27 protein-coding genes are annotated in these 26,332 nt (G+C 72.3%); 12 read left to right on the top strand and 15 right to left on the bottom strand.

Features of this window, described 5'->3' with window-relative positions; translation table 11 throughout:
- The first annotated feature begins 21 nt into the window (after positions 1 to 21).
- Entirely contained in the window at positions 22 to 1,686 is a 1,665-nt protein-coding gene (locus ACFYXA_RS32185) for a threonine/serine exporter family protein (RefSeq protein WP_352244877.1), read from the top strand.
- Positions 1,687 to 1,734: 48 nt separating this feature from the next.
- Here the strand turns inward: ACFYXA_RS32185 and ACFYXA_RS32180 are convergent, their stop codons facing one another.
- Positions 1,735 to 2,613, bottom strand: a complete 879-nt coding sequence (locus ACFYXA_RS32180; protein WP_352244876.1) for a VTT domain-containing protein — start codon at positions 2,611 to 2,613, stop codon at positions 1,735 to 1,737.
- A 142-nt stretch (positions 2,614 to 2,755) separates the two neighbouring features.
- Here ACFYXA_RS32180 and ACFYXA_RS32175 point away from each other — a divergent pair, with 142 nt between their 5' ends.
- On the top strand, positions 2,756 to 3,121 hold the full coding sequence (locus ACFYXA_RS32175) for a YbjQ family protein (protein WP_130438436.1): 366 nt from the start codon (positions 2,756 to 2,758) through the stop codon (positions 3,119 to 3,121).
- 54 nt (positions 3,122 to 3,175) lie between these two features.
- Here the strand turns inward: ACFYXA_RS32175 and ACFYXA_RS32170 are convergent, their stop codons facing one another.
- Complete coding sequence (locus ACFYXA_RS32170; protein WP_389039580.1) at positions 3,176 to 3,940, bottom strand: MerR family transcriptional regulator; 765 nt, start codon at positions 3,938 to 3,940, stop codon at positions 3,176 to 3,178.
- Positions 3,941 to 4,317: 377 nt separating this feature from the next.
- Here ACFYXA_RS32170 and ACFYXA_RS32165 point away from each other — a divergent pair, with 377 nt between their 5' ends.
- Together ACFYXA_RS32165 and ACFYXA_RS32160 are read left to right on the top strand one after the other, a co-directional pair.
- Positions 4,318 to 5,604, top strand: a complete 1,287-nt coding sequence (locus ACFYXA_RS32165) for an ion channel protein (RefSeq protein WP_352244874.1) — start codon at positions 4,318 to 4,320, stop codon at positions 5,602 to 5,604.
- An 82-nt stretch (positions 5,605 to 5,686) separates the two neighbouring features.
- Entirely contained in the window at positions 5,687 to 7,084 is a 1,398-nt protein-coding gene (locus ACFYXA_RS32160; RefSeq protein WP_389039576.1) for a glutamate decarboxylase, read from the top strand.
- A gap of 19 nt (positions 7,085 to 7,103) precedes the next feature.
- On the opposite strand, the gene ACFYXA_RS32155 is transcribed toward ACFYXA_RS32160, so the two are convergent.
- The 5 genes from ACFYXA_RS32155 to ACFYXA_RS32135 all read right to left on the bottom strand — a co-directional run bounded on the left by ACFYXA_RS32155 (position 7,104) and on the right by ACFYXA_RS32135 (position 12,050).
- Entirely contained in the window at positions 7,104 to 7,865 is a 762-nt protein-coding gene (locus ACFYXA_RS32155; protein WP_389039573.1) for an ABC transporter permease, read from the bottom strand.
- On the bottom strand, positions 7,862 to 8,842 hold the full coding sequence (locus ACFYXA_RS32150) for an ATP-binding cassette domain-containing protein (RefSeq protein ID WP_352244869.1): 981 nt from the start codon (positions 8,840 to 8,842) through the stop codon (positions 7,862 to 7,864). The genes ACFYXA_RS32155 and ACFYXA_RS32150 overlap by 4 nt, the downstream gene beginning before the upstream one ends.
- 95 nt (positions 8,843 to 8,937) lie before the next feature.
- Positions 8,938 to 9,579 (bottom strand): PadR family transcriptional regulator, encoded by a 642-nt coding sequence (locus tag ACFYXA_RS32145; RefSeq protein ID WP_389039569.1) that lies wholly within the window; start codon positions 9,577 to 9,579, stop codon positions 8,938 to 8,940.
- Positions 9,580 to 9,629: 50 nt separating this feature from the next.
- The gene (locus ACFYXA_RS32140) at positions 9,630 to 11,090 is read right to left on the bottom strand and encodes an aldehyde dehydrogenase family protein (RefSeq protein ID WP_389039566.1); all 1,461 of its coding nucleotides are present in this window, start codon (positions 11,088 to 11,090) and stop codon (positions 9,630 to 9,632) included.
- Positions 11,091 to 11,225: 135 nt separating this feature from the next.
- A complete protein-coding gene (locus ACFYXA_RS32135) occupies positions 11,226 to 12,050 on the bottom strand; it encodes a helix-turn-helix transcriptional regulator (RefSeq protein WP_352244942.1) in 825 nt (274 codons plus the stop codon).
- 352 nt (positions 12,051 to 12,402) lie between these two features.
- On the opposite strand from ACFYXA_RS32135, the gene ACFYXA_RS32130 reads away from it, so the two are divergent.
- Positions 12,403 to 12,921, top strand: coding sequence for an ATP-binding protein (locus tag ACFYXA_RS32130; protein WP_352244866.1), 519 nt, complete (start codon positions 12,403 to 12,405; stop codon positions 12,919 to 12,921).
- Positions 12,922 to 13,035: 114 nt separating this feature from the next.
- Here ACFYXA_RS32130 and ACFYXA_RS32125 read toward each other — a convergent pair whose 3' ends face one another.
- The 5 genes from ACFYXA_RS32125 to rpmG all read right to left on the bottom strand — a co-directional run bounded on the left by ACFYXA_RS32125 (position 13,036) and on the right by rpmG (position 15,967).
- A complete protein-coding gene (locus tag ACFYXA_RS32125; protein ID WP_207228730.1) occupies positions 13,036 to 13,296 on the bottom strand; it encodes a DUF397 domain-containing protein in 261 nt (86 codons plus the stop codon).
- Positions 13,297 to 14,050: 754 nt separating this feature from the next.
- Positions 14,051 to 14,320: a 30S ribosomal protein S18 gene (rpsR, locus tag ACFYXA_RS32120; protein ID WP_389039563.1), complete on the bottom strand. Its 270-nt coding sequence runs from the start codon at positions 14,318 to 14,320 to the stop codon at positions 14,051 to 14,053.
- Positions 14,321 to 14,327: 7 nt separating this feature from the next.
- Positions 14,328 to 15,533: a CobW family GTP-binding protein gene (locus ACFYXA_RS32115; RefSeq protein ID WP_389039560.1), complete on the bottom strand. Its 1,206-nt coding sequence runs from the start codon at positions 15,531 to 15,533 to the stop codon at positions 14,328 to 14,330.
- A complete protein-coding gene (locus ACFYXA_RS32110) occupies positions 15,530 to 15,793 on the bottom strand; it encodes a type B 50S ribosomal protein L31 (RefSeq protein WP_352244863.1) in 264 nt (87 codons plus the stop codon). Before ACFYXA_RS32110 ends, ACFYXA_RS32115 begins: the two co-directional genes overlap by 4 nt.
- 9 nt (positions 15,794 to 15,802) lie before the next feature.
- A complete protein-coding gene (gene rpmG / locus ACFYXA_RS32105; protein ID WP_130438460.1) occupies positions 15,803 to 15,967 on the bottom strand; it encodes a 50S ribosomal protein L33 in 165 nt (54 codons plus the stop codon).
- Positions 15,968 to 16,029: 62 nt separating this feature from the next.
- Between rpmG and rpmB the strand changes: the two genes are divergently transcribed.
- The 4 genes from rpmB to ACFYXA_RS32085 all read left to right on the top strand — a co-directional run bounded on the left by rpmB (position 16,030) and on the right by ACFYXA_RS32085 (position 17,876).
- Positions 16,030 to 16,266, top strand: coding sequence for a 50S ribosomal protein L28 (gene rpmB / locus ACFYXA_RS32100; protein WP_352244861.1), 237 nt, complete (start codon positions 16,030 to 16,032; stop codon positions 16,264 to 16,266).
- Positions 16,266 to 16,571: a 30S ribosomal protein S14 gene (gene rpsN / locus ACFYXA_RS32095; protein ID WP_389039555.1), complete on the top strand. Its 306-nt coding sequence runs from the start codon at positions 16,266 to 16,268 to the stop codon at positions 16,569 to 16,571. The genes rpmB and rpsN overlap by 1 nt, the downstream gene beginning before the upstream one ends.
- A gap of 128 nt (positions 16,572 to 16,699) precedes the next feature.
- Positions 16,700 to 17,254 (top strand): hypothetical protein, encoded by a 555-nt coding sequence (locus tag ACFYXA_RS32090; protein WP_389039552.1) that lies wholly within the window; start codon positions 16,700 to 16,702, stop codon positions 17,252 to 17,254.
- Between the two features lie 79 nt (positions 17,255 to 17,333).
- Entirely contained in the window at positions 17,334 to 17,876 is a 543-nt protein-coding gene (locus tag ACFYXA_RS32085; protein WP_351339451.1) for a DUF4232 domain-containing protein, read from the top strand.
- A gap of 12 nt (positions 17,877 to 17,888) precedes the next feature.
- On the opposite strand, the gene ACFYXA_RS32080 is transcribed toward ACFYXA_RS32085, so the two are convergent.
- Positions 17,889 to 19,007, bottom strand: a complete 1,119-nt coding sequence (locus ACFYXA_RS32080) for a DUF2786 domain-containing protein (RefSeq protein WP_352244857.1) — start codon at positions 19,005 to 19,007, stop codon at positions 17,889 to 17,891.
- Between the two features lie 102 nt (positions 19,008 to 19,109).
- Here ACFYXA_RS32080 and ACFYXA_RS32075 point away from each other — a divergent pair, with 102 nt between their 5' ends.
- Together ACFYXA_RS32075 and ACFYXA_RS32070 are read left to right on the top strand one after the other, a co-directional pair.
- Positions 19,110 to 19,844: a Clp protease N-terminal domain-containing protein gene (locus ACFYXA_RS32075; RefSeq protein WP_352244856.1), complete on the top strand. Its 735-nt coding sequence runs from the start codon at positions 19,110 to 19,112 to the stop codon at positions 19,842 to 19,844.
- 88 nt (positions 19,845 to 19,932) lie between these two features.
- The gene (locus ACFYXA_RS32070) at positions 19,933 to 21,621 is read left to right on the top strand and encodes a bifunctional 3'-5' exonuclease/DNA polymerase (protein WP_389039547.1); all 1,689 of its coding nucleotides are present in this window, start codon (positions 19,933 to 19,935) and stop codon (positions 21,619 to 21,621) included.
- Positions 21,622 to 21,748: 127 nt separating this feature from the next.
- On the opposite strand, the gene ACFYXA_RS32065 is transcribed toward ACFYXA_RS32070, so the two are convergent.
- Positions 21,749 to 23,797 (bottom strand): BTAD domain-containing putative transcriptional regulator, encoded by a 2,049-nt coding sequence (locus ACFYXA_RS32065; protein WP_389039543.1) that lies wholly within the window; start codon positions 23,795 to 23,797, stop codon positions 21,749 to 21,751.
- A gap of 430 nt (positions 23,798 to 24,227) precedes the next feature.
- Entirely contained in the window at positions 24,228 to 25,121 is an 894-nt protein-coding gene (locus tag ACFYXA_RS32060) for a glycosyltransferase (RefSeq protein WP_352244852.1), read from the bottom strand.
- A 204-nt stretch (positions 25,122 to 25,325) separates the two neighbouring features.
- Between ACFYXA_RS32060 and ACFYXA_RS32055 the strand changes: the two genes are divergently transcribed.
- Positions 25,326 to 26,303: a D-2-hydroxyacid dehydrogenase family protein gene (locus ACFYXA_RS32055; protein WP_389039538.1), complete on the top strand. Its 978-nt coding sequence runs from the start codon at positions 25,326 to 25,328 to the stop codon at positions 26,301 to 26,303.
- Positions 26,304 to 26,332: the final 29 nt, after the last annotated feature.

Below are 26,332 nucleotides of genomic sequence, written 5' to 3'. Positions count from 1 at the left end.
TCGTTCAGGGAGCGTTGCTCAGTGTCGGAGGCGGAGGACCGCAAGCCGCAGTCGGACGAGGCGAGGAGCGCGTTCGACTCCGAGATCACTTCGGAGTTCGCGATCCCCCGGGGACTGGCCGTCTCCCGGGCGGGGGGCGAGTCGGAGACCACGTCGGAGTTCTCCGTGCCGCAGGGGCTGGACACCCCGCAGCCGGTCGCCGGCGAACCCGAGGGGTCGGCGTTCAGCCCCCCGAGAACGTACAGCTCCCGGCAGGCCCCGGCCGCGTTCACGCCCGCCGAGGGCTTTCCGGTGGTCAGCCTCACCAAGGACGTGCCCTGGCAGGACCGGATGCGCACGATGCTGCGCATGCCGGTGGCCGAGCGGCCCGCGCCGGAGCGGGCGCCCAAGACGGAGGAGGACGAGGGCCCGGCCGTCCCGCGCGTCCTCGACCTGACGCTGCGTATCGGGGAGCTGCTGCTGGCGGGCGGTGAGGGCGCCGAGGACGTGGAGGCCGCGATGTTCGCGGTGTGCCGCTCCTACGGGCTCGACCGCTGCGAGCCGAACGTCACCTTCACGCTCCTGTCGATCTCCTACCAGCCGTCGCTGGTGGAGGACCCGGTGACGGCCTCACGGACCGTGCGGCGCCGCGGCACCGACTACACGCGCCTGGCGGCCGTCTTCCAGCTCGTCGACGACCTCAGCGACCCCGAGACGCAGATCTCCCTGGAGGAGGCCTACCGCCGCCTCGCGGAGATACGGCGCAACCGGCACCCCTACCCCACCTGGGTGCTGACCTCGGCGAGCGGACTGCTCGCGGGCGCGGCCTCGGTGCTGGTCGGCGGCGACCTGATCGTGTTCGTGGCGGCGGCGCTCGGCGCGATGCTCGGCGACCGGCTGGCCTGGCTGTGCGCGGGGCGCGGGCTGCCGGAGTTCTACCAGTTCCTGGTCGCCGCGATGCCGCCCGCCGCGATCGGGGCCGCGCTGACGCTGACGCACGTCGACGTGGAGGCCTCCGCGGTCATCACCGGTGGACTGTTCGCGCTGCTGCCCGGGCGGGCGCTGGTGGCGGGCGTGCAGGACGGTCTGACCGGCTTCTACATCACCGCCGCCGCACGACTGCTGGAGGTCATGTACTTCTTCGTCGGCATCGTGCTCGGCGTGCTGGTGGTGCTGTACGTGGGCGTGCAGCTCGGCGCGCACCTCAACCCCGACGCCGCCCTGGGCATCAGCAAGCGTCCGCTGTGGTGTATCGCCGCGTCGATGCTGCTGTCGCTGACCTTCGCGGTGCTGCTCCAGCAGGAGCGGGCCACCGTGCTCGCCGTGACGCTGAACGGCGGCGTGGCCTGGTCGGTGTACGGCGCGATGCACTACGCCGGCGACATCTCCCCCGTCGCGTCCACGGCGGTCGCGGCCGGGGTGGTGGGCCTGTTCGGGCAGCTGCTGGCGCGGTACCGGTTCGCTTCGGCGCTGCCGTACACGACGGCGGCGATCGGTCCGCTGCTGCCCGGTTCGGCCACGTACTTCGGGCTGCTGGCGTTCGCTCAGAACAAGGTGGACGCCGGGCTGGTGTCCCTGACGAAGGCCGCGGCGCTGGCCATGGCCATCGCCATCGGGGTGAACCTGGGGTCGGAGATCTCGCGGATGTTCCTGCGGATCGGGTCGGCGGAGAAGCGGCGGGCCGCCAAGCGGACGCGAGGCTTCTGAGCCGGGGGCGCAGCCTTCCTGGAGGGCCGCGCCCCTCAGGGCGCGGACTCAGTAGCCGCCGTTGTACGGGTACTGGCCGTTCTGGTTCTGCGGGTTCTGGGTGTTCTGGGGGGCGCCGTAGGTCTGCTGCTGCGGCTGCCAGTCCTGCTGGGGGTACTGCTGCCCGCCGCCGTAGTAGTCGTCCTGCTGGTTGCCCGGCCGGCCGTACGGCTCGTTCTGGTCGATGCGGCGGAGCTGGGTGGTCGCGTCGTCCATGACGGGGGCCGCGGCCTGCTGCGGGGCGTGGGCCGGCTGCTGGGCCGCCGCGCGCTTCTTCTTGGACCGCTCCCGGAGGAACTCGATGATGATCGGGACGACGGAGACGAGCACGATGAGGATCAGGATCGCCTCGACGTTCGTCTTGATGAACTTGATCTGGCCGAGCCAGTACCCGGCGAGGGTGACGCCCGTGCCCCAGGCGACGCCGCCGATGACGTTGTAGGAGAGGAACGTGCGGTACTTCATGCTGCCGGCGCCGGCCACGATGGGCGCGAAGGTGCGCACGATCGGCACGAAGCGGGCGAGGACGATCGCCTTCGGGCCGTACTTCTCCATGAACTCGTGCGCCTTCTCCAGGTTCTCCTGTTTGAAGAGCTTCGAGTTCGGGCGGTTGAAGAGCTTGGGCCCCAGGAACTTGCCGATCATGTAACCCACTTGGTCACCGACGACCGCCGCGAGCACGATGAGCGTGCAGACCAGCCACAGGGGCTGGGAGATGTACTGGCCCTCGGCCACGAAGAGGCCCGCCGTGAACAGCAGGGAGTCACCGGGGAGGAAGGCGAACAGGCCGGACTCCGCGAAGACGATCAGCAGGATGCCGGGCAGGCTGAAGGTCTCGATCAGATAGTCCGGGCTGAGCCACTCGGGGCCTAGCGCAAGCGTGGTCACGGGGATGTGGCTCCTGCTGTGGGGTACGGGCTGGGGGCTACGGGCCGGGCTGGCTGCCCAAACGTACAACGCAACCGGCCCCGCCCAGGTTCCAAGGCGTTCCCAGGATGCACTGTGCCTCCGCTTGGGCAAACCTGTGGACATGGGCATCGAGGACTACGGCGGCGGCCAGGGGCCCCAGCCGGACGTACTGGTCGTCACCACCAACGACGTACCCGGGCACCGGGTCGAGCAGGTCATCGGCGAGGTCTTCGGGCTGACGGTGCGCTCGCGGCACCTGGGCAGCCAGATCGGCGCCGGCCTGAAGTCGATGATCGGCGGCGAGCTGAAGGGCCTCACCAAGACGCTCGTGGAGACCCGCAACCAGGCCATGGAGCGGCTCGTCGAGCAGGCACGCGTGCGTGGCGCCAACGCGGTGCTGGCGTTCCGCTTCGACGTGACGGAGGCCGCGGACGTGGGCACCGAGGTGTGCGCTTACGGGACGGCGGTGGTCGTGGCCCGGGAGTGACCCCGGGCCCCACCGGTGCGCGGCGCCTGTCGTGCGGTTCCTCGGAAGGACCCGTTACGCGCGTGTGTGCCGGGCCGCGTTGGCGTCGATCGCCTCCTTCAGGTGCTCGGCGAGCCCCGGGCGCATGGAGTCGTAGAACGCCTTGAAGCGCTCGTCCGCGACGTACATCTCGCCCAGGCCCCGGTGCATGTCGTACGGGCACTCGTAGAACCAGCCGCAGATGTGCTGCCGGTGCTCCTCGGCCATGTCCATGGCCGCCTCACCGGCTGGGGGCTCCCCGGCGGCCATCAGGGCGCCGTAGCGCTCGCCCCAGTCGGCCACCTCGGCCTGCATGCGCTTCCAGTCGTCCTTGGTGTAACGGGCGGCCCGGCGCTGCGACTCGGCGTAGGCCTCGGTGCCGCCCCAGCGCTGTTCGGCCTCCTCGGCGTACTGCTCGGGGTCCTTGTCCCCGAACACCTCGAACTTCTCCTCCGGCGTCAGGTCGATGCCCATCGTGCGTGCCTCCATGGCGTGTTGGACGGCCGCCGCCATCTTCCGCAGCTTCTCGATCCGGGCGGTCAGCAGCTCGTGCTGGCGGCGCAGGTGCGCCCGCGGGTCCGCGGCCGGGTCGTCGAGCAGGGCGGCGACCTCGTCGAGCGGGAAACCGAGCTCGCGGTAGAACAGGATCTGCTGCAGCCGGTCGAGGTCGGCGTCGCTGTAGCGCCGGTGGCCCGCGTGGCTGCGCTCGCTCGGGGTGAGCAGGCCGATGCCGTCGTAGTGGTGCAGCGTGCGCACCGTGACTCCGGCGAAGCCGGCCACCTGTCCCACGGAGTAACTCACGTCGTCCGCTCTCTGCTAGGGCGTGTTTCGAAAGTAGCGTCGTCCGCCCGAAGGGCGGGCCCGGCGGCGTCTGGTGCGTGCGATCGCAAGGCGGAGGGTCGTCCCGATACTGGATGTATCGGGGCGATCCCGACAACGCGGCGAGCGTGCGTGCCAGACGCCGCCGGGCAGGCGGGACTTTCGAAACACGCCCTAGGGGCCGCGGCAAGCTATGTCGCCCGGTCGCGGCACTCGGTACGCGCTCCACGATGCGACCTCACGCGGCGTGAGGTGCAAGCCGGTTTCCCCGCCGCGTCGGCTTCTCCGTGCGCCCCGGCCGGCCGACCGGCTGCCCTGCTCCGGATGTTGAGTCCGTTTCGTCCGCTTATGGTGAGCCCGTGGCTCAGGACACCGCGCGGCAGACGCCGCCCCCCGCCCCGGCGACCCCGGCTCGCGCGCTGCTGCCCTTGATCCTGCCCGCCCTGGTCGTCGGCGTGGTGGCGAGCCTGCTGTTCGTCGGCGTGAGCGGGCTGGCCGAACGCCTTCAGGACGTGCTGTGGGGCAACCTGCCGGACGCGCTGGGCATCGGCCGCTACTCCGTGCTGTGGATGATGGTCATGCTCACCGCGACCGGGATCGCGGTCGGCCTGGTGGTGTGGAAGGCGCCGGGCCACGCCGGTCCGGACCCCGCGACGACGGGCCTGAACGCGCCCGTGCTGCCGCCCGTCGTGTTGCCGGGGCTGCTGGTGGCGACTGTGCTGATGCTGGCGGGCGGTCCGAGCCTCGGCCCCGAGAACCCGCTCATCGCCGTGAACGTCGGCCTCGCCTACTGGCTGGGCCGGAGGCTGGTGCCCCGCATGCCGGGCCCGGTCTGGCCCCTGCTGGCCGAGGCGGCGACGATCGGCGCGCTGTTCGGCACGCCGGTGGCGGCGGCGCTGATGATCTCCGAGGCGATGGCGGGGCGGCAGGCGAAGGGCCCGCTGTGGGACAGCGTCTTCGCGCCCCTGGTCGCCGCGGCGGCCGGTTCCTTCACGACCAGCCTGGTGGCCCAGCCGACCTTCGATCTCGACCTTCCCCCGATCGGCCACCCGGACGGCGGGGACCTGCTGTCGGCGGTGGTGGTCGCGTCGGCGGGCGCGCTGCTCGCGCTGTGCGCCGTGCGCGCCTTCCCCTACGTCCACGCCGCGTTCGCACGGCTGCGGCACCCCATGCTGGCGCTGCCCGTCGGCGGGCTCGTATTGGGGCTCCTGGCGGCCGTGGGCGGCCATCTGACGCTCTTCAAGGGGCTGGAGGAGATCGGGGAGCTCGCGAGCGATCCCGAGGGCTGGACTGCCGGACAGTTCGCCACGATGACGGTGGTGAAGCTGGCGGCGCTGCTCGTCGCAGCGTCCTGCGGCTTCCGGGGCGGTCGGATCTTCCCCTCCGTCTTCGTCGGCACCGCCCTCGGTCTCACCGCCCACGCGCTCGTGCCCGCCGTGCATCCCGCGGTGGGGGTGTCCGCCGGCGTGCTGGGCGTGCTGCTCGCCATCACCCGGCAGGGCTGGGTGAGCCTCTTCGTCGCCGCCGTCCTGGTGGCCTCCCCCACGATCGTCACCCTGCTGTGCGTGGCCTCCCTGCCGGCCTGGCTGCTGGTCACGGGGCGGCCGCAGATGCAGTTGCGCGAGGACGGGACATCGGTCCGTTGAGCGCAGCCCCCTTCCCCGCCTCGTCCGTTCCGCGTCCCGAAAGTTCCGCCCGCTTCGTTCCGTCTGCCGAGGAGTGACGTCCATGCCCCTGCACAAGGGTTCCCGTCCCGACGAGCGCCAGCTCTCCGTCAACCCGTTCTACGGCGTCGCGGACCCCGTCGGCGGGATGACCGAGTCGCCGCCCAAGCACCGGCTTCCGGACGCCCCGACGCCGCCCTCGACGGCGTACCAGCTGGTCCACGACGAGCTGATGCTGGACGGCAACTCCCGGCTGAACCTGGCCACCTTCGTCACCACCTGGATGGAGCCGGAGGCCGGGAGGCTGATGGCGGAGTGCCGGGACAAGAACATGATCGACAAGGACGAGTACCCGCGCACCGCCGAACTGGAGCGGCGCTGTGTGGCGATCCTCGCCGACCTGTGGAACGCGCCCGACCCCTCGGGCGCCGTGGGCTGCTCGACGACCGGGTCGAGCGAGGCGTGCATGCTCGCCGGGATGGCCCTGAAACGGCGCTGGAGCGCGCGCGGCCAGAGGCCCGGCGCCATGCCGAACCTGGTCATGGGCGTCAACGTCCAGGTGTGCTGGGACAAGTTCTGCACCTTCTGGGAGGTGGAGCCCCGTCAGGTCCCCATGGAGGGCGACCGCTTCCACCTCGACCCGCAGGCCGCCGCCGAGCTGTGCGACGAGAACACCATCGGGGTGGTCGGCGTCCTCGGCTCGACCTTCGACGGCTCCTACGAGCCGATCGCGGACCTGTGCGCGGCGCTCGACGCCCTCCAGGAGCGCACCGGCCTCGACGTCCCGGTGCACGTCGACGGGGCGTCCGGGGCGATGGTCGCGCCCTTCCTCGACGAGGACCTGGTGTGGGACTTCCGCCTCCCGCGCGTGGCGTCGATCAACACCTCGGGGCACAAGTACGGGCTGGTCTACCCCGGGGTCGGCTGGGCGCTGTGGCGCGACGCCGCCGCCCTGCCCGAGGAACTCGTCTTCCGCGTCAACTACCTGGGCGGCGACATGCCGACCTTCGCGCTGAACTTCTCGCGCCCGGGGGCCCAGGTCGTCGCGCAGTACTACACCTTCCTGCGGCTCGGGCGGGAGGGCTTCCGGGCCGTGCAGCACTCCGCGCGCGAGGTGGCCCGGAGCATCGCCGACCGGGTGGCGGAGCTGGGCGACTTCCGGCTGCTGACCCGGGGCGACGAGCTGCCCGTCTTCGCCTTCACCACCACCGGGGAGGTGGAGTCGTACGACGTCTTCGACGTGTCCCGGCGACTGCGGGAGAGCGGCTGGCTGGTGCCCGCGTACACCTTCCCGCCGAAGCGGGAGGACCTCTCCGTCCTGCGCGTCGTGTGCCGCAACGGCTTCTCGACCGACCTCGCCGACCTGTTCGTGGACGACCTGTCCCGGCTCTTGCCGGAACTGCGCCGCCAGCCTCACCCGCTGACCCGGGACAAGGCGGCGGCGACGGGGTTCCATCACTAGGCGTGCCGGGGCGGGGCGGTCAGCGGCTCATGCGGGTGAACCTGCGGACCGCCAGCGGGAAGAAGACGGCCAGCAGGGCCAGGGGCCACAGCAGGGCGGGCCAGATGTGTCCGGGAGCGCCGCCGGGGGCGCCGAGGAGGTCCCGTACCGCCGTCGCCGTGTGGGACATGGGGTTCCACTCGACGAGGGCGCCCAGCCAGGCGGGCATGGATTCGGGGGTGGCGAAGGCGTTGGAGAGGAAGCCGACGGGCCAGACCAGGATCTGCACGGCCATGACCATCTCCGGCCTGCCCGCCACCAGCGCCAGGTGGATGCCGATCCACAGCATCGCGAACCGGAACAGGAGCAGGAGTCCCGCGGCGCCCAGGAAGGCCCCGAAGCCGCCGTGCGCGCGCCACCCGAGCGCGTACGCGACGGCGAGCAGCACGGCCAGGCCCACCGCCGACTGGAGCATGTCGGCCGCCGAACGGCCCACCAGGACCGCGCCGTCGGCCATGGGCATCGACCGGAAGCGGTCGACGACGCCCTTGTTCACGTCCTGGGTGACGGCGAGCATCGTGCTCTCCAGGCCGAAGGCCATGGTGAGCGCGAGCATGCCGGGCAGCAGGTAGTCGAGGTAGTCACCGCTCACCCCGCGGCCGCCGCCTACCAGGTAGCCGAACATCAGCAGCAGCATCACCGGGAAGACGAGCCCGACTGCCACCCGGCCGGGCTGCCGCGCCCAGTGGGCGAGTTCGCGCCGGGTCATGGTCCAGGAATCGGTCAGCGCGTACGTGTTCACACGGCCTCCTTCACACGCTTGCCAACGGGGGCGCCCGAACCGTCGCGGGCTCCGGTCAGGTGCAGGAACACCTCGTCGAGGGTGGGGCGGCGCAGGGCCACGTCCTCCGCCTCGATGCCGGCGTCCTCCAGCGCGCGCACGACTCCGGAGAGGGCCGCCATCCGGTCGGTGACGGGGGCGCTGAGCAGACGACGGTCGGCGTCGACCGAGACGGTGTCCTCGGGCACGGGCAGCAGGGCGAGCGCCGCGCCGAGATGGCCCTCGTCGCGCAGGACGACGTCGATGCGGTCGCCGCCCGTCAGCGACTTCAGCTCGTCCGGGGTGCCCTCGGCGATGACGTCGCCGTGGTCGAGGACGCTGATGCGGTCCGCGAGCCGGTCCGCCTCCTCCAGGTACTGGGTGGTCAGGACGACGGTGGTGCCGCCGCCGACCAGGGAGCGGACGGCGGACCACACCTCGGCGCGCCCGCGCGGGTCGAGGCCGGTCGTCGGCTCGTCCAGGAAGAGCACCTCCGGGTCCCTGATCAGCGAGGCCGCCAGGTCCAGCCGGCGCCGCATGCCGCCGCTGTAGGCGCGCACCGGCTTGCGGCCGGTGTCGGCGAGCTCGAAGCGCTCCAGGAGTTCGCGGGCCCGCACGCGCGCGGGGCGGGCGCCGAGGTGGTGCAGCCGGCCGAACATCTCCAGGTTCTGACGGCCGTCCAGTTCCTCGTCCAGCGCCGCGTGCTGGCCCAGCAGCCCGATGCGCAGCCGGACCTCCCGGGCCTGCCGGACCACGTCGTGACCGGCCACCTCGACGCGGCCGGAGTCCGGCCGCAGCAGGGTGGAGAGGATCCTGACCAGGGTCGTCTTGCCCGCGCCGTTCGGGCCGAGCACCCCGTGGACCGTGCCGCGGGCGGCCGTGAGGCCGAGCCCGTCCAGCGCCTGGGTGTCTCCGTACCTCTTGCGCACGTCCTCGACGATGATCGCCGCGTCGGCCATGCCGCTCCCCCAATCGTCGCCTTGCCGGTCGGCAAGCTAGTCAAACTTGACTAGAGTTCCAACGTAATACCCGGACCTCTGCTCGTCAAACTTGATTAGCGGACGTCCTCCGGATGCCGCTCCCCCGTGGCGTACGGGTTCTCCTGCCCGTCGGCGAGGACGCCGACGAATGGCTCGCCCTCGCCGGCGAAGGTGTACGCGCCGCCCTGGATGCGCGCGATCAGCCCGCGGGTCCACTCGGCCTCGGCGTCGGCCGTGTGGACCCAGAGGTTCATGATCTCGCCGATGTGCCCGAGCTGAGCCGGCCCCTGCTCGGGCACGTAGTGCTCGGTCACGGCGGAGCGCCACTCCTCGATGCGCCGGATCCGCTCCTGGAGCAGACCGACGGCCTCGGCGCGGGGCAGGTCCACGATGAAGCCGATGGCCGCCGACTTGACGTCCATCTTCTGGTCGTAGGCGGTCAGCGCCTCGCGGACCAGCCGGAGGTACTCCTCGACGCCTCGGTCGGTGATCTCGTACTCGGTGCGGGGCGGGCCGCCGGCGGTGGACGGCGCGACCTCGTGCTCGTGCAGCAGGCCCTGCTTCGCCATCTGCTTGAGGGCGTGGTAGATCGACCCGGGCTTGGCGGTGGACCACTCGTGCGCGCCCCAGTACTCCAGGTCGTTGCGCACCTGGTAGCCGTGGGCCCGCCCGTGCTGGCGGACGGCGCCGAGCACGAGGAGACGGATCGCTGACATGCCGTCCAGGGTAGGCGGCGCCGGGTGGGCCCCGGCGCCGCACCCCGGCGTCAGAAGGGGAAGCGGCTGCGGCCGTGCTGGACCGAGATCCACTTTGTGGTGGTGAAGGCCTCCACGGTGGTCTCGCCGTTGAGGCGGCCGACGCCGGAGTTCTTCTCGCCGCCGAAGGGGACGATCGGCTCGTCGGCGACCGTGGCGTCGTTGACGTGGAACATGCCGGTGACGATCCGCTTGGCGAAGGCGACGCCGCGCTCGATGTCGCCGGTGTGGACGGCGCCGCTCAGACCGTAGGGGGTGTCGTTGGCGATGCGCAGCGCCTCGTCCTCGCCGTCGAAGGTGTTGATGAAGGCGACCGGCCCGAACACCTCCTGCTGGAGCAGTGTGGAGTTCAGGGGCAGACCGGACAGGACGGACGGCTCGACGACGTTCTCCGCGGTCGTGCCGTGCAGCAGGGCGGTGGCGCCTTCGGCGAGGGCCTGCTCGACGGCGGCGGAAACCGCCTCCGCCTGCTGGGAGTTGATGAGCGGGCCGATCAGGGTCTGCGGGTCGCGCGGGTCGCCGGCCTTGAGGGTGCGCACCTTGGCGACGAACTTCTCGGTGAACTCGTCGGCGATCGAACGGTCGACCAGGATGCGGTTGGCGGCCATGCAGACCTGGCCCTGGTGGACGTAGCGGCTGAAGACGGCGGCGTCGACCGCGTAGTCGACGTCGGCGTCGTCGAGGACGACGAAGGCGCTGTTGCCGCCGAGTTCGATGATGGACCGCTTGAAGTGCGAGGCGGCGACCGTGGCGACATGGCGGCCGACCGTTTCGGAGCCGGTGAAGGAGATGACCCGCGGGACGGGGTGCTCCAGGAAGGCGTCGCCGATCTCGGCGATGTCGGTGACGACCACGTTCAGCAGGCCGGGCGGCAGGCCCGCGTCCTCGAACAGCTTGGCGATCACGGTGCCGCCGGCGATCGGGGTGTTCTGGTGCGGCTTGAGCACCACGCCGTTACCGAGGGCCAGCGCGGGGGCGACGGACTTCAGCGACAGCAGGAACGGCACGTTGAAGGGGCTGATCACACCGACGACGCCGACCGGTTCGCGGTAGACGCGGTTCTCCTTGCCGTCGACCGGCGAGGGGACGATCCGGCCCTCGGGGCGCAGCGCCAGATGGATCGACTCGCGCAGGAACTCCTTGGCGAGGTGCAGTTCGAAGGCCGCCTTGCCGAACGTGCCGCCGGCCTCGTCGACGAGGATCTCGCTGATCTCCGCCTCGCGCTCCTCGACCAGCCGCAGCACCTTCTCGAAGACCGCGCGGCGGGCGTAGGCGTTGGTGGCGGCCCACTCCTTCTGGGCGCGGGCGGCGGCCCGGTAGGCCTGATCCACCTCGTCGACGGTGGCTATGGTGATCGAGGCGAGCTTCTCGCCGTCGTAGGGGTTGAAGTCGATGATGTCCCAGGAGCCTGTGCCCGGACGCCACTCCCCGTCGATGTACTGCTGGGCCAGGTCGGTCAGATAGGACGCCATGTGATCCCTCAATCCCCTGATGTGATCGGTTCCGCTCGACTGCGTTCGGATATTCACGATCTGATCACACGTCATGGTACGTGTGAGACAAGGGAGTTGGGAGTGAAGTTGAGACAGGGGAGTTGGTGGTGACGCTCAGGACAGCTGCAACAGGCCGCGCAGCAGGTCCCGGCTCTCGGCCGGCCCCGGTCCGTCCTGCTGGAGTTCCTTCAGCGCCTGCTCGTACTGGGCGACGTCCTCCTGCTTGTCCAGATACAGGGCGCTGGTGAGCTGCTCCAGGTAGACCACGTCCGACAGGTCGGACTCCGGGAAGCTCAGGATCGTGAACGCCCCGCTCTCCCCCGCGTGGCCGCCGAAGCTGAACGGCATGATCTGCAGCCGTACGTTGGGCCGCTCGGAGATCTCGATCAGGTGCTGGAGCTGCCCGCGCATCACCTCGCGGTCGCCGTACGGCCGGCGCAGGGCCGCCTCGTCGAGGACGATGTGGACGTCGGGGGCGTTCTCCGCCACGAGGTACTTCTGCCGCTCCAGCCGCAGGGCCACGCGCCGGTCGACGTCGGCCGCGCTCGCGCCCTTCATGCCGCGCCGCACGACCGCGTGCGCGTACGCCTCCGTCTGCAGCAGCCCGTGCACGAACTGCACCTCGTAGGCGCGGATCAGCGCCGCCGCACCTTCCAGACCGACGTACGTGGGGAACCAGTTGGGCAGCACGTCGGAGTAACTGTGCCACCAGCCGGCCACGTTGGCCTCGCGGGCGAGTCCGACCAGCGCCTGGCGTTCCGCCTCGTCCGTGATCCCGTAGAGCGTCAACAGGTCTTCCACGTCCCGTGTCTTGAAGCTCACCCGGCCCAGTTCCATACGGCTGATCTTCGACTCCGAGGCACGGATGGAGTACCCGGCCGCCTCGCGTGTGATGCCGCGCGTCTCGCGCAGCCGCCGTAGTTGCGAACCGAGCAGCATGCGCCGCACCACCGATCCGGGCTCTCCCGCGCTCACTTTCGCCAGCCTCCCCAGCCGTTCCCAGGGCCCGCAGTCTGCCACTAAAACACTTCGAGCAGTACTCGTCCGGTTACAGAGATGAAAGAAGCCAAGGATACGCACGGAACGACGCGAGGGAAGAGTGAGGAGAAAGCAAGGGAAGTCCCTATGAACAGCGAGAGTATGGCGGAAAAAATGGCCAAGAAGCGGTACGGGCAGGTCCATTTCGGTCAGGTGCACGTGCATCTGCCCTTGCATCTGCTCTACGCATCCGAAACCATGGTCCCGCGCCACCGCTGCATCGCAACGACCGCGAATCCCGGGAGTGCCTCGCATGGGGACGAATGGATCGACCATGCTCGAGCCGTTACGGCAGGGCCTTCCGCCGCTTGATCCCGCGGCCGTGTCCGACGCGGCCTCCTGCGCACTGCCCGCCCGCTTGGAAGCGGTGCGCGAGGCAAGGCAGTTCACCCGCAGGACCCTGGGCCAGTGGGACATCGGCGAGTGTTTCGACGACGTCTGCCTCGTGGTCTCGGAACTGGTGACCAACGCGCTGCGGCACGGGCTGTCGCCCGAGGACTCCCCGCGCGTGCCCGCCCCCCGCGAGCCCGAGCAGAACCCGCCGGTGCGGCTGCATCTGATGCGCTGGACCGGGCGGCTGGTGTGCGCCGTGCGCGACCCCAGCCGCGAGAGCCCCGCACCCGGCGAGGCCGAGGACTTCTCGGCGGAGTCCGGGCGCGGCCTGCTCCTCGTCGAGTCCTTCACCGACGGCTGGGGCTGGCACCCGCTCTCCGGGAAACTGGGCGGCAAGGTCGTGTGGGCGCTGTTCCGGCTGCGCCCTCCCGCCGAGTGACGGACCGCGGCGCTTTCCGGCGTCGCGGTTCTACGCGCGTCGCCGGACGCCTGGTGTACCGGGTGCAGCCCTGTTCCCCCGGCCGCCGCCCGTTCGGCGTCGCGGGTGGGGGTGTCAGCCGGCGATCAGATGGTCGAACTCGCCGTCCTTGATGCCGAGCAGCATGGCCTCGATCTCGGCGCGGGTGTAGACGAGCGCGGGGCCGTCCGGGAAGCGCGAGTTGCGCACGGCCACGTCGCCGCCCGGCAGTCGCGCGAACTCCACGCAGGAACCCTGCGAGTTGCTGTGCCGGCTCTTCTGCCAGGCAACCCCGTACAACTGTGTCGCGGTCATGCCGTTGTGCACGTCGTACCCCCCGTCAACGTCGTGGTCCACAGGTCGCTCCCTGGTGCTGCACTGGCTCGTGTGTGGCTGTGGCGCTGTGTGGCGTGTGTGGCTCTGTGACTGATGTGGCGTTTGATGCCGTAGTCAACTGTCTCGGATCATAACCCTGTTCACGTGCCGATGCATGAGCAGATGCACGTGCACGTCGGGTGCTTGGGCGGTTACAGTGCCGGCGCCGCCGACCGCTGTGTCGACCCGGCCGGGCGGGCGTCCGGGCGAAGTAGTTCGGATCGAACCACTTGCACAGAAGAAGAGACGCGCCTGGTCGCCTTCCTGTTCCGTCGGCATGCCGCCGATTCGCCGGACGGGCGGACGTGCGGGGCCGCCGGCACCGGCCGGGACCCCTCCCGCCTGGGCGGACGCCGCCCGTCCGCTCGACACGGCCGACGGGATTCCGGTGGGTCCCCTTCCGCCGCCGCGACTTCCCGCGCCCCGGCACGAGCAGGCCGGGACGGGGCACCGGCAGCCCGGGAAGCGAAAAGCGCCCACCCCGTGGACGAGGGAGAGATCCTCCACAGGGGTGAGCGCGACACCCGCTCTCCGGCCGAGGCCAAGCCGACGCCCGACCGCAGATGCGACCGGAATCACCGTCCGGGACGGCGGGACGCACGGCGTACTTTTCGCTCGTACGCACGACGTAGGCGACGTACGTCGCCGAAGCACCCGCTCCTACGACGGTGGCCGAACTCTTGCGGTCCACCGGGGCGGACCGGCAGCCGGTCGGGCCGTGCCGTTCCCGGCGCCGTCAGCGGCTGCCGTACGGGAGCAGGGCCATCTCACGGGCGTTCTTGATCGCTCGGGACAGTCGGCGTTGCTGCTGGGCGGTGACCCGGGTGGCACGACGGCTGCGGATCTTGCCCCGGTGGGAGAGGAACTTCCGCAGCAGATCGGTGTCCTTGTAGTCGATGTACTCGATGCCGGCCCGGTCCAGCGGGTCGGGGCGGTTCTTGGCGGGGCTGCGGCCGGCCTTGCGGTCCGGTGTGCGGCCGGTCTTGGTGTCGGGCTTGCGCGGCATGGCGTGGTCAGACCTCCAGGAAGGCGTCGAAGGCGGGCGGCAGCCGCTTCCAGGCGTCGCGGCCCGCGGCGTACTCGGCGTCGGTGAGCAGGCAGGATTCCAGCAGGTGCGCGAGCCCGTCCCGGTCGAGGCCGGGGGAGGTGAAGACGAGGTGCTGGCAGCGGTCGCCGTGCTCGGACTGCCAGTCCAGCGCGGCGGCCGCCCGGCGGACCGGCGGGACCATGTCCCAGGCGGCGTCGGGCAGGGAGGCCAGCCAGGGCCCGGCCGACTCCACGCACAGCGCGCCCCCGGCGGCGTCCCAGTGGAGCAGGACGTCGGGCTTGTCCGCCAGCCAGAACCGGCCCCTGCTGCGGGCGGCGGCGCAGGTCAGGTCCTCCAGGGCCGCGTACAGCCGCTCCGGGTGGAACGGCCGGCGACGGTGCCAGACGAGGGTGCTGACGCCGTGGGCGTCGGCCTCGGCGGGCAGCAGCGCGCAGGCCGGGTGCTGGGCGGCCGCGGCCGCCTCGACGTCGAAGCCCGCCAGAACGGCGCTGACGAGCGGGGTGCCGGGACCGGGAGCCATGCCGGGTGCATTCGCACGTGCATGTGCCGACGGCGCGTCCGCCGGGTCTCCGGGACGGTCTCCGGAGACGGGGACCCGGCGGGCCGTCGGGTGCAGTTGGGCCAGCAGCTCGCCGTCCTCGTCGTCGGCCTCCGGGGAGTCGACGACGGCCAGGACCGGGGCGTACTCCAGTTGCCGCGCGAAGGTGTCCGCGACGGTCCGCCGGTCGGTGGCGGCGGCCGCGAGGCCGTGCTCGGCGAGATCGTCGCCGTTGCCGAGGAAGGGCAGGAGCAGCGCCGGGTCGACGGCGGTGACGACTCCGGTGACGGTCAGCCCGCCGGCGACGACGACCTCGGTCATCGCCTTGGGTTCGACCGAGTCCCACAGTTCGACGACGGCGAGCCGGGTCGTGCCGTCGTCGGCGAGGCGGCGCAGTTCCGGCACGAGGTCCTCGCGCAGGGCGCAGCACGCGCAGTCGTCGACGAGCGGGGTCTCGCCGACGTCGAGGAGGCCGCCGGCGTCGCGGACGGTTCGGATCACCGTGCAGGCCGCGGCGGTCGAGAGGTCGTGGTGGAGGGCGACGCTGCCGGGGACGTCGGCGAGCAGACGCGCGACGGTGTCCCGGCGGGCCTCGGCGTGCAGCCCGCCGACGATGACCACCGACAGGCTCACGCCCCGCCCCGCTTCCCGTAGCGGCGCTCGAAGCGCTCGACGCGGCCGGCCTGGTCCAGGACGCGGGCGGTGCCGGTGTAGAAGGGGTGGCTGACGTCCGAGATCTCGACGTCCACGACGGGGTACGTGTTGCCGTCCTCCCACTCGATCGTCCTGCCGCCGTCGGCGGCGGACAGCGTCGAGCGGGTGAGGAAGGCGTGGCCGGCGGCCCGGTCGCGGAAGACGACGGGGCCGTAGGCGGGGTGGATTGCCTTGCGCATGGCGGAGGTTCAGCGCTCCTCTCGGAAGTCGACGTGACGGCCGACGACGGGGTCGTACTTGCGCAGGGTCATGCGGTCGGGGTCGTTGCGGCGGTTCTTCCGGGTGACATAGGTGAAGCCGGTTCCCGCCGTGGAGCGGAGCTTGACCACCGGGCGCAGTTCGTTGCGTGCCATGCTGCTACCTTACTGAAAATGAATCCCATTAGCACTACGGCTTCGAGGAGAGGTACGTCACCGTGTCCGCCCACTGCATGCTGACCGGGGCCCGGCCGGGCTTCGGCAACCACGTCTCGCACTCCCACCGGCGCACCTCGCGCCGCTTCGACCCGAACGTCCAGTCCAAGCGCTACTGGCTGCCGAGCGAGAGCCGTTTCGTGCGGCTGCGGCTGAGCGCCAGGGGCATCCGCACCGTCGACACCATCGGCGTCGAGGCGGCCGTGGCCCGGATCCGGGCGCGGGGGGTGCGGGTCTGATGGCGAAGAAGAGCAAGATCGCGAAGAACGAGGAGCGGCGCAGGGTCGTCGCGCGGTACGCCGCACGCCGGGCCGAGCTGAAGGAGGTCATCCGCCGGCCTTCGTCGACGGAGGCGGAACGGCTGGCCGCCCAGCGGGAACTGGGCCGCCAGCCCCGGGACGCCAGCGCGACCCGCGTCCGCAACCGGGACCAGACCGACGGCCGCCCGCGCGGCTACTTCCGCACCTTCGGTCTGTCCCGCGTGAGCCTGCGGGGGCAGGCGCACGCGGGCCATCTGCCGGGCGTGCGAAAGGCCTCCTGGTAGGCGGTGACCGTCGAGGGCGGGGCCGCCCGAGGGGACGTCCCACCGGGAGGCCCCGTCAGACGGTCGCCGGCGGGCTGGTAGCTTGCGCCGACCAGTCGGCCGCTGATCCTCGGAGGAACCAGGTGACCATGGCGATCTTTTCGGGTTCCACGCCCGCTCCGTGCACCGCTGCCGCGCGTCCCGCGCGCGGGACGGTCCGTCGGCCGGTGCGCGCGGTGGCCGCGCTGGCGGCCCTGGCCGGCGCGTTCGTCCTGACCGCGTGCGGCGGAGGCGGCGGCGCGGACGGCGGCCCCTCCCCCACGCCTACCGCGACCGCCACGGCGGACGCGGGAGGCGGCACCGGAGGGTCGAGTTCCGCCTCGGCCGGCGGCCCGCTGGAGGGCAGTTGGCTCGCCACCACGGGCGGCCAGGCCGTCGCCCTCGTCATCACCGGCGACAAGGCGGCGCTCTTCGCGTCCGGCGGAACCATGTGCACCGGGACCGCCCGCGAGGAATCGGACATGCGCATGATTCGCCTCAAGTGCCCGGGCGGGAAGAGCGACCGCACGACCGGCATGGTCGACTCCGTCGGCAAGGCATCCCTCAAGGTCACCTGGGAGGGCGGAACCGGCGCGGAGACCTACACCAAAGCGGAAGACGGCCGACTGCCCTCAGGACTGCCGACGGCGGGCCTCGGAACGTAGGGGGCCGGGGAAGCGGAGGGTGGGGTTCATGCGTGATGATCCTTCGAGCACCGTCACGTCATCCGAAGGAACCCCACACATGCGCGCCGTTCCGATCACCGTCACCGCTCTCGCGACCGCCCTGCTCCTCACCGCCTGCGGCGGCGGGGACGACAGTTCCTCGGACGACGCGAAGAGCAAGGCCCCGACGAGTTCCGCCGGTGCCCCGGCCGGCTCCGCCTGCGACCTGGCCGCGCAGGTCGGCCCGGTCAACGCCGCCCCCGCCGCCGGTGACAGCGGCAACGTCACCGTCACCCTCACCAACAAGGGCTCCGACTGCACCCTGGACGGCTTCCCCACCGTCGAGCTGGAGGCCGACGGCACCAAGGCCGCCGTCCCCGCGGACGCGGCCGCCGCGCCCCAGAAGCTGACGCTGCCCGCACAGGGCACCACCTCCTTCACCATCACCTACGTCCGCGGCGAGGACGGCGGCGACAAGAGCCTCGCCGCCAAGACGGCGAAGTACGGCCTGCCCGGCGCCTCGGCCACGGAGAGCTTCGAGTGGTCCTACGGCGCGGTGGCCCTGAAGGACGGCAAGACGCCGGACGCCTCGGTCAGCGGCTTCCAGCAGGCCGGGGACTGAGGACGGCGTACGTCAGGGCAGGTGCGGACGCTCGTGCACGCGCGCGTGGTCCGCTGCCTGGGCGCCCTGCGTCCAGCCCGCCTCGTCGGTGACGCCGCGCAGACGGGTGGTGGTGGTCTCCGGGAACATCCGGTCCGCCGCCGCCGTCACCGCGACCTCGCGGGAGGCCAGGACGGGCAGCAGGTCGTCGGTGACCTGCGTCTCGGCGGCGGCCGTCAGACGGGTGCCTATGCGGTGGGCGTAGGCGGCGAGGAAGGACTGCCGGAAGGTCTTCGTGCGCTTGCGGCCTGACGCCCGCTGCGCCGCCTCCGCCTTCGTCATCGCGGTCTGCGCCTGCACCAGGAGCGAGGTGTAGAGCAGTTCCACGGCGTCCAGGTCGGCTTCGAAGCCGACGACCGTGGAGAAGCAGAACGGTTCGTTCCACACCGCCCGGCAGTGGTTCGCCTCGGCCACCGCGTCCAGCAGCACCGCCTTGGCCTGCTCGTACGGCGGCTCGACGCCGATACGGCAGGCTCCGGGCGCGTCCGGTGCCGGCGCCCGGGCGTCGAGCAGCGCCTCGTCGACGCTGTGCCGGGCCATCAGCTCCTGCGCCTTCGCGGTGAGCGCCTCCGCCTCCTCCGGGTAGCCCGTCGCCTCCGCCTTGGCGAGCAGCGCGCGGATGCGGGTGAGCATGCGGAAGTGGGCGTCGGAACGGGGCTGCCGCTGCGGCGCCTGCTCGTCCAGGGGTTCGAGGGCCGGCAGGCGCAGCAGCAGACGGTAGAGCTCCAGGACAGCGGCGGCGTGCGAGAAGCGATCCGTGCGGGGCGGGGCGCCGCCTTCGATCTCCTCCAGCTGGGCCGCCCAGCGCCGCCCGCGGGGGCGGTCGTCGCCGGCCTGGGCGCGGATCAGCGCCGACACCAGGCGTACGTGCACGTCGTCCAGGTCCCGCCCGACGATCCGCACCACGTCCGCCGGCTGCCAGCCCCGCCGCCAGGCTGTCGCCACGAACTCCTGGCCGCGCCGGTCGAGTTCGCCGTCCGCCGCAGGATCGGCGGCGAGGAGGGAGGCGCCGGCGTCCAGGGCCGAGTCGCCGGCTTCGTACAGGGCGGTCCGGAAGGCCCGGTCGACGGTGGTGGGCGTACTGCTGGTCATCCGGTGATGGTGTCACGCGCGCGGGAGACCGACTCCCAGGCGTTCCCTTTCGACTGTCAACGCGAGGTTGACGCCGGACGGGTGTCAACCTACGGTTGACACATGACTCCGCCACAGGACCCCACGTCATCCATCCGTCTCGACGACCTCATCGGCGCCATCAAGAAGGTCCACCCCGAGCCCCTCGACCAGCTCCAGGACGCCGTCATCGCGGCCGAACACCTCGGCGACGTCGCCGACCACCTGATCGGCCACTTCGTGGACCAGGCCCGCCGTTCCGGGGCCTCCTGGACGGACATCGGCAAGAGCATGGGAGTGACCCGGCAGGCGGCCCAGAAGAGGTTCGTGCCGAAGGAGTCGGCGGACCTCGACCCCAGCCAGGGCTTCAGCCGCTACACCCCCCGCGCGCGGAGCGTCGTCATGGCGGCGCACAACGAGGCCAAGGCGGCCCGCAACGCCGAGGGGCTGCCCGCCCACCTGATCCTCGGTCTGTTCGCCGAGCCCGAGGCCCTCGCGGCCAAGGCGCTGAACGAGCAGGGCGTCTCCGCCGACGCCGCGCGCGAGGCGGCGACCGCCGCCCTGCCGCCGGCCGTGGAGGAGGCGCCGGACCTGGTGCCCTACGGCTCGGACGCCAAGAAGGTCCTGGAACTCACCTTCCGCGAGGCCCTCCGCCTCGGCCACAACTACATCGGCACCGAGCACATCCTGCTGGCCCTGCTGGAGTTCGAGAACGGCCAGGGCGTCCTCAGCGGCCTGGGCGTCGAGAAGACCGCCACCGAGCGGTACATCGCCCAAGCGCTGGAGAAGATCGCGGCGTTCCCGCGGAACGGCGACTGAGCGACCGAAGAACACCGGCCGGGTTGCCCGAGCCGCCGTCGGGCGGCGGTCGGGGGCCGTTGTCAGAGGCGCCTGTCACACTCGCGGCATGACCGACCGGTGGGCTCTCGCTCCGGCCGGGGACGGCGGCGCCGAGCTCGCCCTCCTCGGCCCGGACGGGCTGCCCGCCGGCCCGGTGCTGCGGGAGCCGGACCTCGTGGCGGCCGTACGGGCGCGGCCCGAGGTCGGGCGATGGGTGTGGCGGTCCACGGCCGAGGTGTATCCGCGTCTGCTCGCCGCGGGGGTGCGAGCAGAGCGGTGCTACGACGTCGAGGACGCCGAGACGCTCCTGCTGGGCCACGAGGGGCGGTCGGGCGAGCCCCGTTCGGCCGCCGCCGCGCTGGCCCGGCTGCGCGGCGGACCCGTGCCGCCGGATCCGCCGCAGCGCTCCGCCGAACCCGGGGCGCAGTCCCCGCTGTTCGAACCGGAGGGCTCGTCGCTCCCGCTCGCCGACCTCCTCGCCGTCTACGCCAAGCAGCAGCGGCGGCACGACCGGGCGGAGCACCCGGACCGGATGCGGCTGCTGACGGCCGCCGAGTCGGCGGGGATGCTGGTCGCCGCCGAGATGAACCGGTCGGGGCTGCCGTGGAGCGCCGAGGTGCACCGCGCGGTGCTGCACGACCTGCTGGGCGAGCGGTACGCGGGCGGGGGCGAGCCCCGGCGGCTCGCCGAGCTGGCCGACGAGGTGTCCGCCGCGTTCGGCCGGCGGGTGCGGCCCGACCTGCCCGCCGACGTCGTCAAGGCCTTCGCGGGGGCCGGCATCCGGGTGACGTCCACACGGCGCTGGGAGATCGAGTCCATCGACCATCCGGCCGTGAAGCCGCTGATCGAGTACAAGAAGCTCTACCGCATCTGGGTCGCCCACGGCTGGTCCTGGCTGCACGACTGGGTCCGCGACGGCCGGTTCCGGCCCGAGTTCCTCGCGGGCGGGACCGTGACCGGGCGCTGGGTGACCAACGGCGGGGGCGCGTTGCAGATCCCGAAGGTCATCCGGCGGGCCGTCGTCGCCGACCCCGGCTGGCGGCTCGTCGTCGCGGACGTCGACCAGATGGAGCCGCGCGTGCTCGCCGCGATCTCCCGGGACCCCGGGCTGATGGAGGTGGCGGGCCGGGAGAGCGACCTGTACCAGTCGGTCTCCGACCGCGCCTTCTCCGGCGACCGCGGCCAGGCCAAGCTGGCGGTGCTCGGCGCGGTCTACGGCCAGACCTCCGGCGACGGTCTGAAGAACCTCGCCGCGCTCCGCCGCCGCTTCCCGCGCGCGGTGGCCTACGTCGACGACGCGGCCCGGGCCGGCGAGGAAGGCCGGCTCGTGCGCACCTGGCTGGGGCGGACCTGCCCACCGGCGGCCGGAGCGGGCGACGACGCCTCGGAGGAGGCCGGCATCCCCGTGGGCGGCGAGGACGAGTCCGACGGCCGGCAGCGGACGCCAGGGCAGACCTCCTCGGGCGCCCGCGCGCGTGGCCGCTTCGCCCGCAACTTCGTCGTCCAGGGAAGCGCCGCCGACTGGGCCCTGCTGCTGCTCGCCGCGTTGCGGCGCGCCTGCGCGGACATGGCGGCCGAGCTGGTCTTCTTCCAGCACGACGAGGTGATCGTGCACTGTCCCGAGGAGGAGGCGGAGGCGGTCGTCGCCGCGATCCGCGAGGCGGCCGACCTGGCCGGACGGCTGACGTTCGGCGAGACGCCGGTGCGGTTCCCGTTCACGACGGCGGTGGTGGAGTGCTATGCCGACGCGAAGTGAGCGCGAGCGGTTTCCGCAGCGCCCCGGAGGGAGGTCGGTCGGCGGTCGTCCCGCGCGGGGCCCGGCTGGGCGATGACGGCTGGGCCGTGTCCGGTCACGGTGGCGTACCGGTGCGGCGCGGGGGCGGTCAGGTCGGTGACGCCTCCGCGAGTTCGCGGGCGAAGTCCCGTACGAGGACGTGCGGGACGTACCGGCCGTACGCCGTCTCCTCCAGCAGGGCCACGTCGACGAGCCGGTCGAGGGCGGCCTCCGCGCGCCGCTCGTCGATGCCGGCGAGACGGGCCAGCAGCGGCACACCGTACGTGGGCAGGTCGAGGCCGCCGATGCGGCGCAGGACGAGGGCGGCGTCCTGGTCCGCCTCGCGGTCGGAGGCGGCGAGGGCGTCGTGGGCGACGGCGAGGGAGCGGCGGACGCTGAGGTCGTCGTACTCCAGGTGAGGCAGCCTGCTCCCGGGGGCGGCGAGTCGGCGGGCCAGCGTGTCAGGGGTGAGGTGGCTGCGGGCGGCCAGGCGAGCGGCGACCACGCGCAGGGCGAGGGGCAGCCGTCCGGTGAGCTCGACGAGGGGGTGGGAGGCGTGAGGCGCGCGGCCCGAGGCCTTACGGAGCAGCTCCGCGCTCTCCTCCGCCGACAGCGGGGTGAGGGGGAAGCGGTGCGCCCCGTCGAGAGCGGTGAGCGGGGAACGGCTGGTGACGATGACCGCGCAGCCCGGGCCGGCGGGGAGCAGGGGGCGTACCTGAGCGGCGTGCGCGACGTCGTCCAGGACGAGCAGCGTGCGGGTCGGCGCGAGCAAGGTGCGCAGCAACGCGGCTGCCGCGTGCGGCGGTTCGGGGATGTGGCGGGGATCGACGCCGAGATGGCGCAGGAGGGCGGCGAGGGCCTGGGACGGGGTGAGCGGGGTCGTGCCGGGGGTCGCGCCGTGCAGGTCGAGGTAGAGCTGACCGTCGGAGAAACGTTCCTTCATCTGGTGGGCGACCTGCAGCGCGGTAGCGCTCTTGCCCACGCCGGCCATCCCGCTGATGACGAGGGGGTCCGCCGTGGGCTCGGAGGCGACAGCCTCGCGGAGACGGCGGAGGAGGTCTGCGCGGCCGGTGAAATGTGCCGCTGGGGGCGGGAGTTGGGCGGGGCGGGGCGCAGGCGAGGGGCCGAAGCCCGTCTCGGTGTCGCCCTCGACCGGCCCCTCGGGGGCCGCCTCGGCGTGCCTTACGGCTTCGGCGTCGGCACGCCTCACGGGGGCGACCTCGGGATGCCTCGCGGCGTCGGCCCCGCCGCGCCTCACCGCGTCGACCTCGCCGTGCCTCCCGGCATCGCCCCCTGTACCGCCCGCGAAGCCGCCCGCCGCGCCCTCCGCGACACCGCTCACCGCCCCCTCCCCCGCGTCCCGCAGCACCTCCACATGGGCCTCGCGCACCGTCGGGCCCGGCTCGACACCGAGTTCCTCGACCAAGCGCGTGCGCAGGTCTCGGTGGACCGCGAGGGCCTCGGCGCGGCGGCCCGCGCGGTGCAGGGCGAGCATGAGCTGCCGGTGGTAGGACTCGCGCAGCGGATGCTCGGCGGCGAGCTCCGTCAGCTCCGGGACGAGACGGTCCAGTTCGCCGTCACCCAGAGCGAGTTCGGCGTCGTAGCGCCACTCCAGCAACAGCAGCCGGGCCTCCTTCAGACGCTGGACGAGTGCGTAGCCGCCGAGTTCGGCGGGAAGTCCGGCGAGCGGTGTGCCGCGCCACAGCGTGAGCGCGGCCTCGCACTCGCGGACGACCCGCTCCCAGTTCCGGGCGGCGAACGCGCCGCGCGCCGCCGCGAGATGGCGTTCGAAGACGTGGACGTCGAGCTCGCCCTGGTCGACCCGGAGCCGGTACCCCGGCGGGGCCGCCCGCAGCCGGTCCGGGTCGTCGAGCAGCCGGCGCAGCCGGGACACGTGGTTGTGCAGCGAGGCCTGGGCGGACGGCGGCGGCGCGCCGCCCCACAGCGCCTCCTTGAGCGAGTCGACGGGGACGATCCGACCGGCGTCGAGCAGCAGGGCGGCCAGCAGGACACGCGCCTTGGGGCTGCGGACGGCCCTCGCCGCGGGGAGGGGGACGCCGTGCGGGCCGTCATCGCCGTGGGCGCTGCTGAAGAGGGGGGAGCCCGTGTCGTAGAGGACCGGCGCTCCCAGCAGTCCGAACCGCAGCTCGTACCGCATCACGCCGATCTTCGCCCTTTCACGCGCCGTGTACCGGCCTGCCGTGCCCCCACGCATCAACTGCCGTTCTGTTGGCGGGATTTGATCCCTGAGCCGGCGGTGTCACGCCATCCTGTCCCTGGCGGTTCCCGGAGTAATCCGGCTGCCGTCGCGGCCGGCCCCCTTGCCCGTCCGGCTGCTCAGGCCGGACGACCAGCAGTGATACGCAGAACGGTTGGCAACATGTTAGCGATTCGTTGGTGTGGCCTGATGTGATCACAACATCGGCTCCGGCCCGACGGCGCGCGCGTAGAACGCGTTGCTCGGGGGAGTGTCGCCGCCGCGGCTGGAGTTGGGGGCGCGTCCGGGCCCGGTCGGCAGAGGTGAACGACCGGGGCCCGCGCCCCGTTTTCACGTGCCGCGCGCCCCGCTGTGAGCGGGTGCCGGGGTGTCAGATGACAGGCGGACGGCCCAGCTTGGTCAGCCGCCACACCGTCCGCCACCGCATGGGCCGCCGCGCGCCGGCCGGTTCGCGCACGCCCTCCGCGAAGCCGCCGAACCAGGCCTTCAGCCCGCCGAGCGAACGGGTGCGCAGGAGGGTGACGGCGATCCACACTCCCAGGTGAACCGGGATGAGCGGCAGCGGCAGGTTGCGCCGGACCAGCCAGACGCGGTTGCGGGCGGTGACGCGGTGGTAGATGGCGTGCCGGGCGGGCGAGGTCTTGGGATGCTGCAGGAGCAGCTCGGGGGCGTAGAGGATCTTCCAGCCGGCGTCGGTGGCGCGCCAGGCCAGGTCGGTCTCCTCATGGGCGAAGAAGAACTCGGCGGGCCAGTCGCCGGTCTGGTCGAGCATGGCCATGCTCAGGGCGTGGCCGCCGCCGAGGAAACCGGTGACGTAGCCGCCCACCATGGGGTCGGAGGCGCCGACGCGCGGCACGTGCCGGCGCTGCGTCTCGCCGTTCTCGTCGGCGATGCGGAAGCCGACGATGCCCAGGCGCGGGTCGGCGGCGTACAGGTCGCGGACCCTGCGCAGGACGTCCGCGTCCACGAGCAGCCCGTCGTCGTCCAGTTCGACGACGACGTCGACGTCGCCGTGCTCGCGCAGGCGGGCCAGGGCGACGTTGCGGCCGCCGGGGCAGCCCAGGTTGTCCTCGACCTCGATGACGGTCACCTCGCCGGGCAGCGAGAGGCGGCGGGCGAAGTCGGGGAGCCGGCAGCCGTTGCCGACGATCACGATGCGGGCGGGCGGGAGGTCCTGCTTGGCCACGGACTCCAGCAGGGCGTCGACCTCGGCGGGCCGGTTGCCCATCGTCACCACGGCAACGGCGATCCTCGGCTCCACCACGTCCCACTCTCCGTCCGGCTCTGCGAGGGCGACCGTGCCTGTGCGCGCGACGCCCGTCGTCCACCTAGATGGTGCCTCAGCCGCCGACGTTGCCCGGACCGCGGCCCGTTTTGCCTGCCCTTTCCACCCCGCCCCCCGCACGACGGGCGATGATCACGAGCAGTGGCCACGCCACACGCCGTACCGACCTCCGGAGAAACCGACATGCCCTTCCGCTGTGCCGTTCTCGACGACTTCCAGAGCGTCGCCGCCACGGTCGCCGACTGGTCCCCGCTGGACGGCCGGGTGGAGGTGGTCTCCTTCACCGAGCACTTCACCGACGAGGGGGAACTCGCGGACTCTCTCACCGAGTTCGACTGTGTGGTCACCCTGCGCGAACGCGTTCCCTTCCCCGCCTCCCTCCTGGACCGCCTCCCCCGGCTGAAGCTGCTGATCGCCTCCGGCATGCGTAACACGGTGATCGACTACGCGGCGGCGCGGGCCAACGGCGTGACCGTGTGCGGCACGGAGAGCTCCTCCACCCCGCCGGTCGAACTCACCTGGGCGCTCCTGCTGGGCCTCGCGCGCGGTCTCGTCGAGGAGAGCAACGCCCTGCGCGGGGGCGGCCCCTGGCAGTCGACCCTCGGCGCCGACCTGCACGGACGCCGGCTCGGTCTGCTGGGCCTGGGAAAGATCGGAAGCCGGGTCGCCCAGGTCGGCCTGGCCTTCGGCATGGAGGTCTGCGCCTGGAGCCAGAACCTCGGCAAGGAGCGCGCGGACGAGGTCGGCGTAAGCCTGGCCGGCTCCAAGGAGGAACTGCTGGCCGGGAGCGACTTCGTCTCCGTCCACCTCGCCCTGAGCGACCGCACCCGCGGGCTACTCGGCCCGGCCGAACTCGCCCTCCTCAAGCCGACCGCCTACCTGGTCAACACCTCGCGCGCCGCGATCGTGGACCAGGACGCGCTGCTCAGCGCCCTGCACCGGGGCCGCATCGCCGGCGCGGCCGTCGACGTCCACGACAGCGAACCGCTCCCCGCCGACCACCCGTTCCGCACGGCGCCGCGCCTCCTGGCCACCCCGCACCTCGGTTACGTCACCCGGGCGAACTACGAGCGGTACTACGGTCAGGCGGTGGAGAACATCGAGGCGTTCCTCAAGGGCTCCCCGCTCCGGGAACTGGGCACGAAGCGGGACGGCAGCTGACAGCCTCCCGGGGAGGGGGGCCGCCGGCT

The sequence above is a fragment of the Streptomyces sp. NPDC002566 genome (assembly GCF_042889585.1).
Classification (GTDB): domain Bacteria; phylum Actinomycetota; class Actinomycetes; order Streptomycetales; family Streptomycetaceae; genus Streptomyces.
The sequence above is the reverse complement of the archived record's forward strand: the minus strand, read 5'-3'. Positions and strand labels throughout refer to the sequence as shown.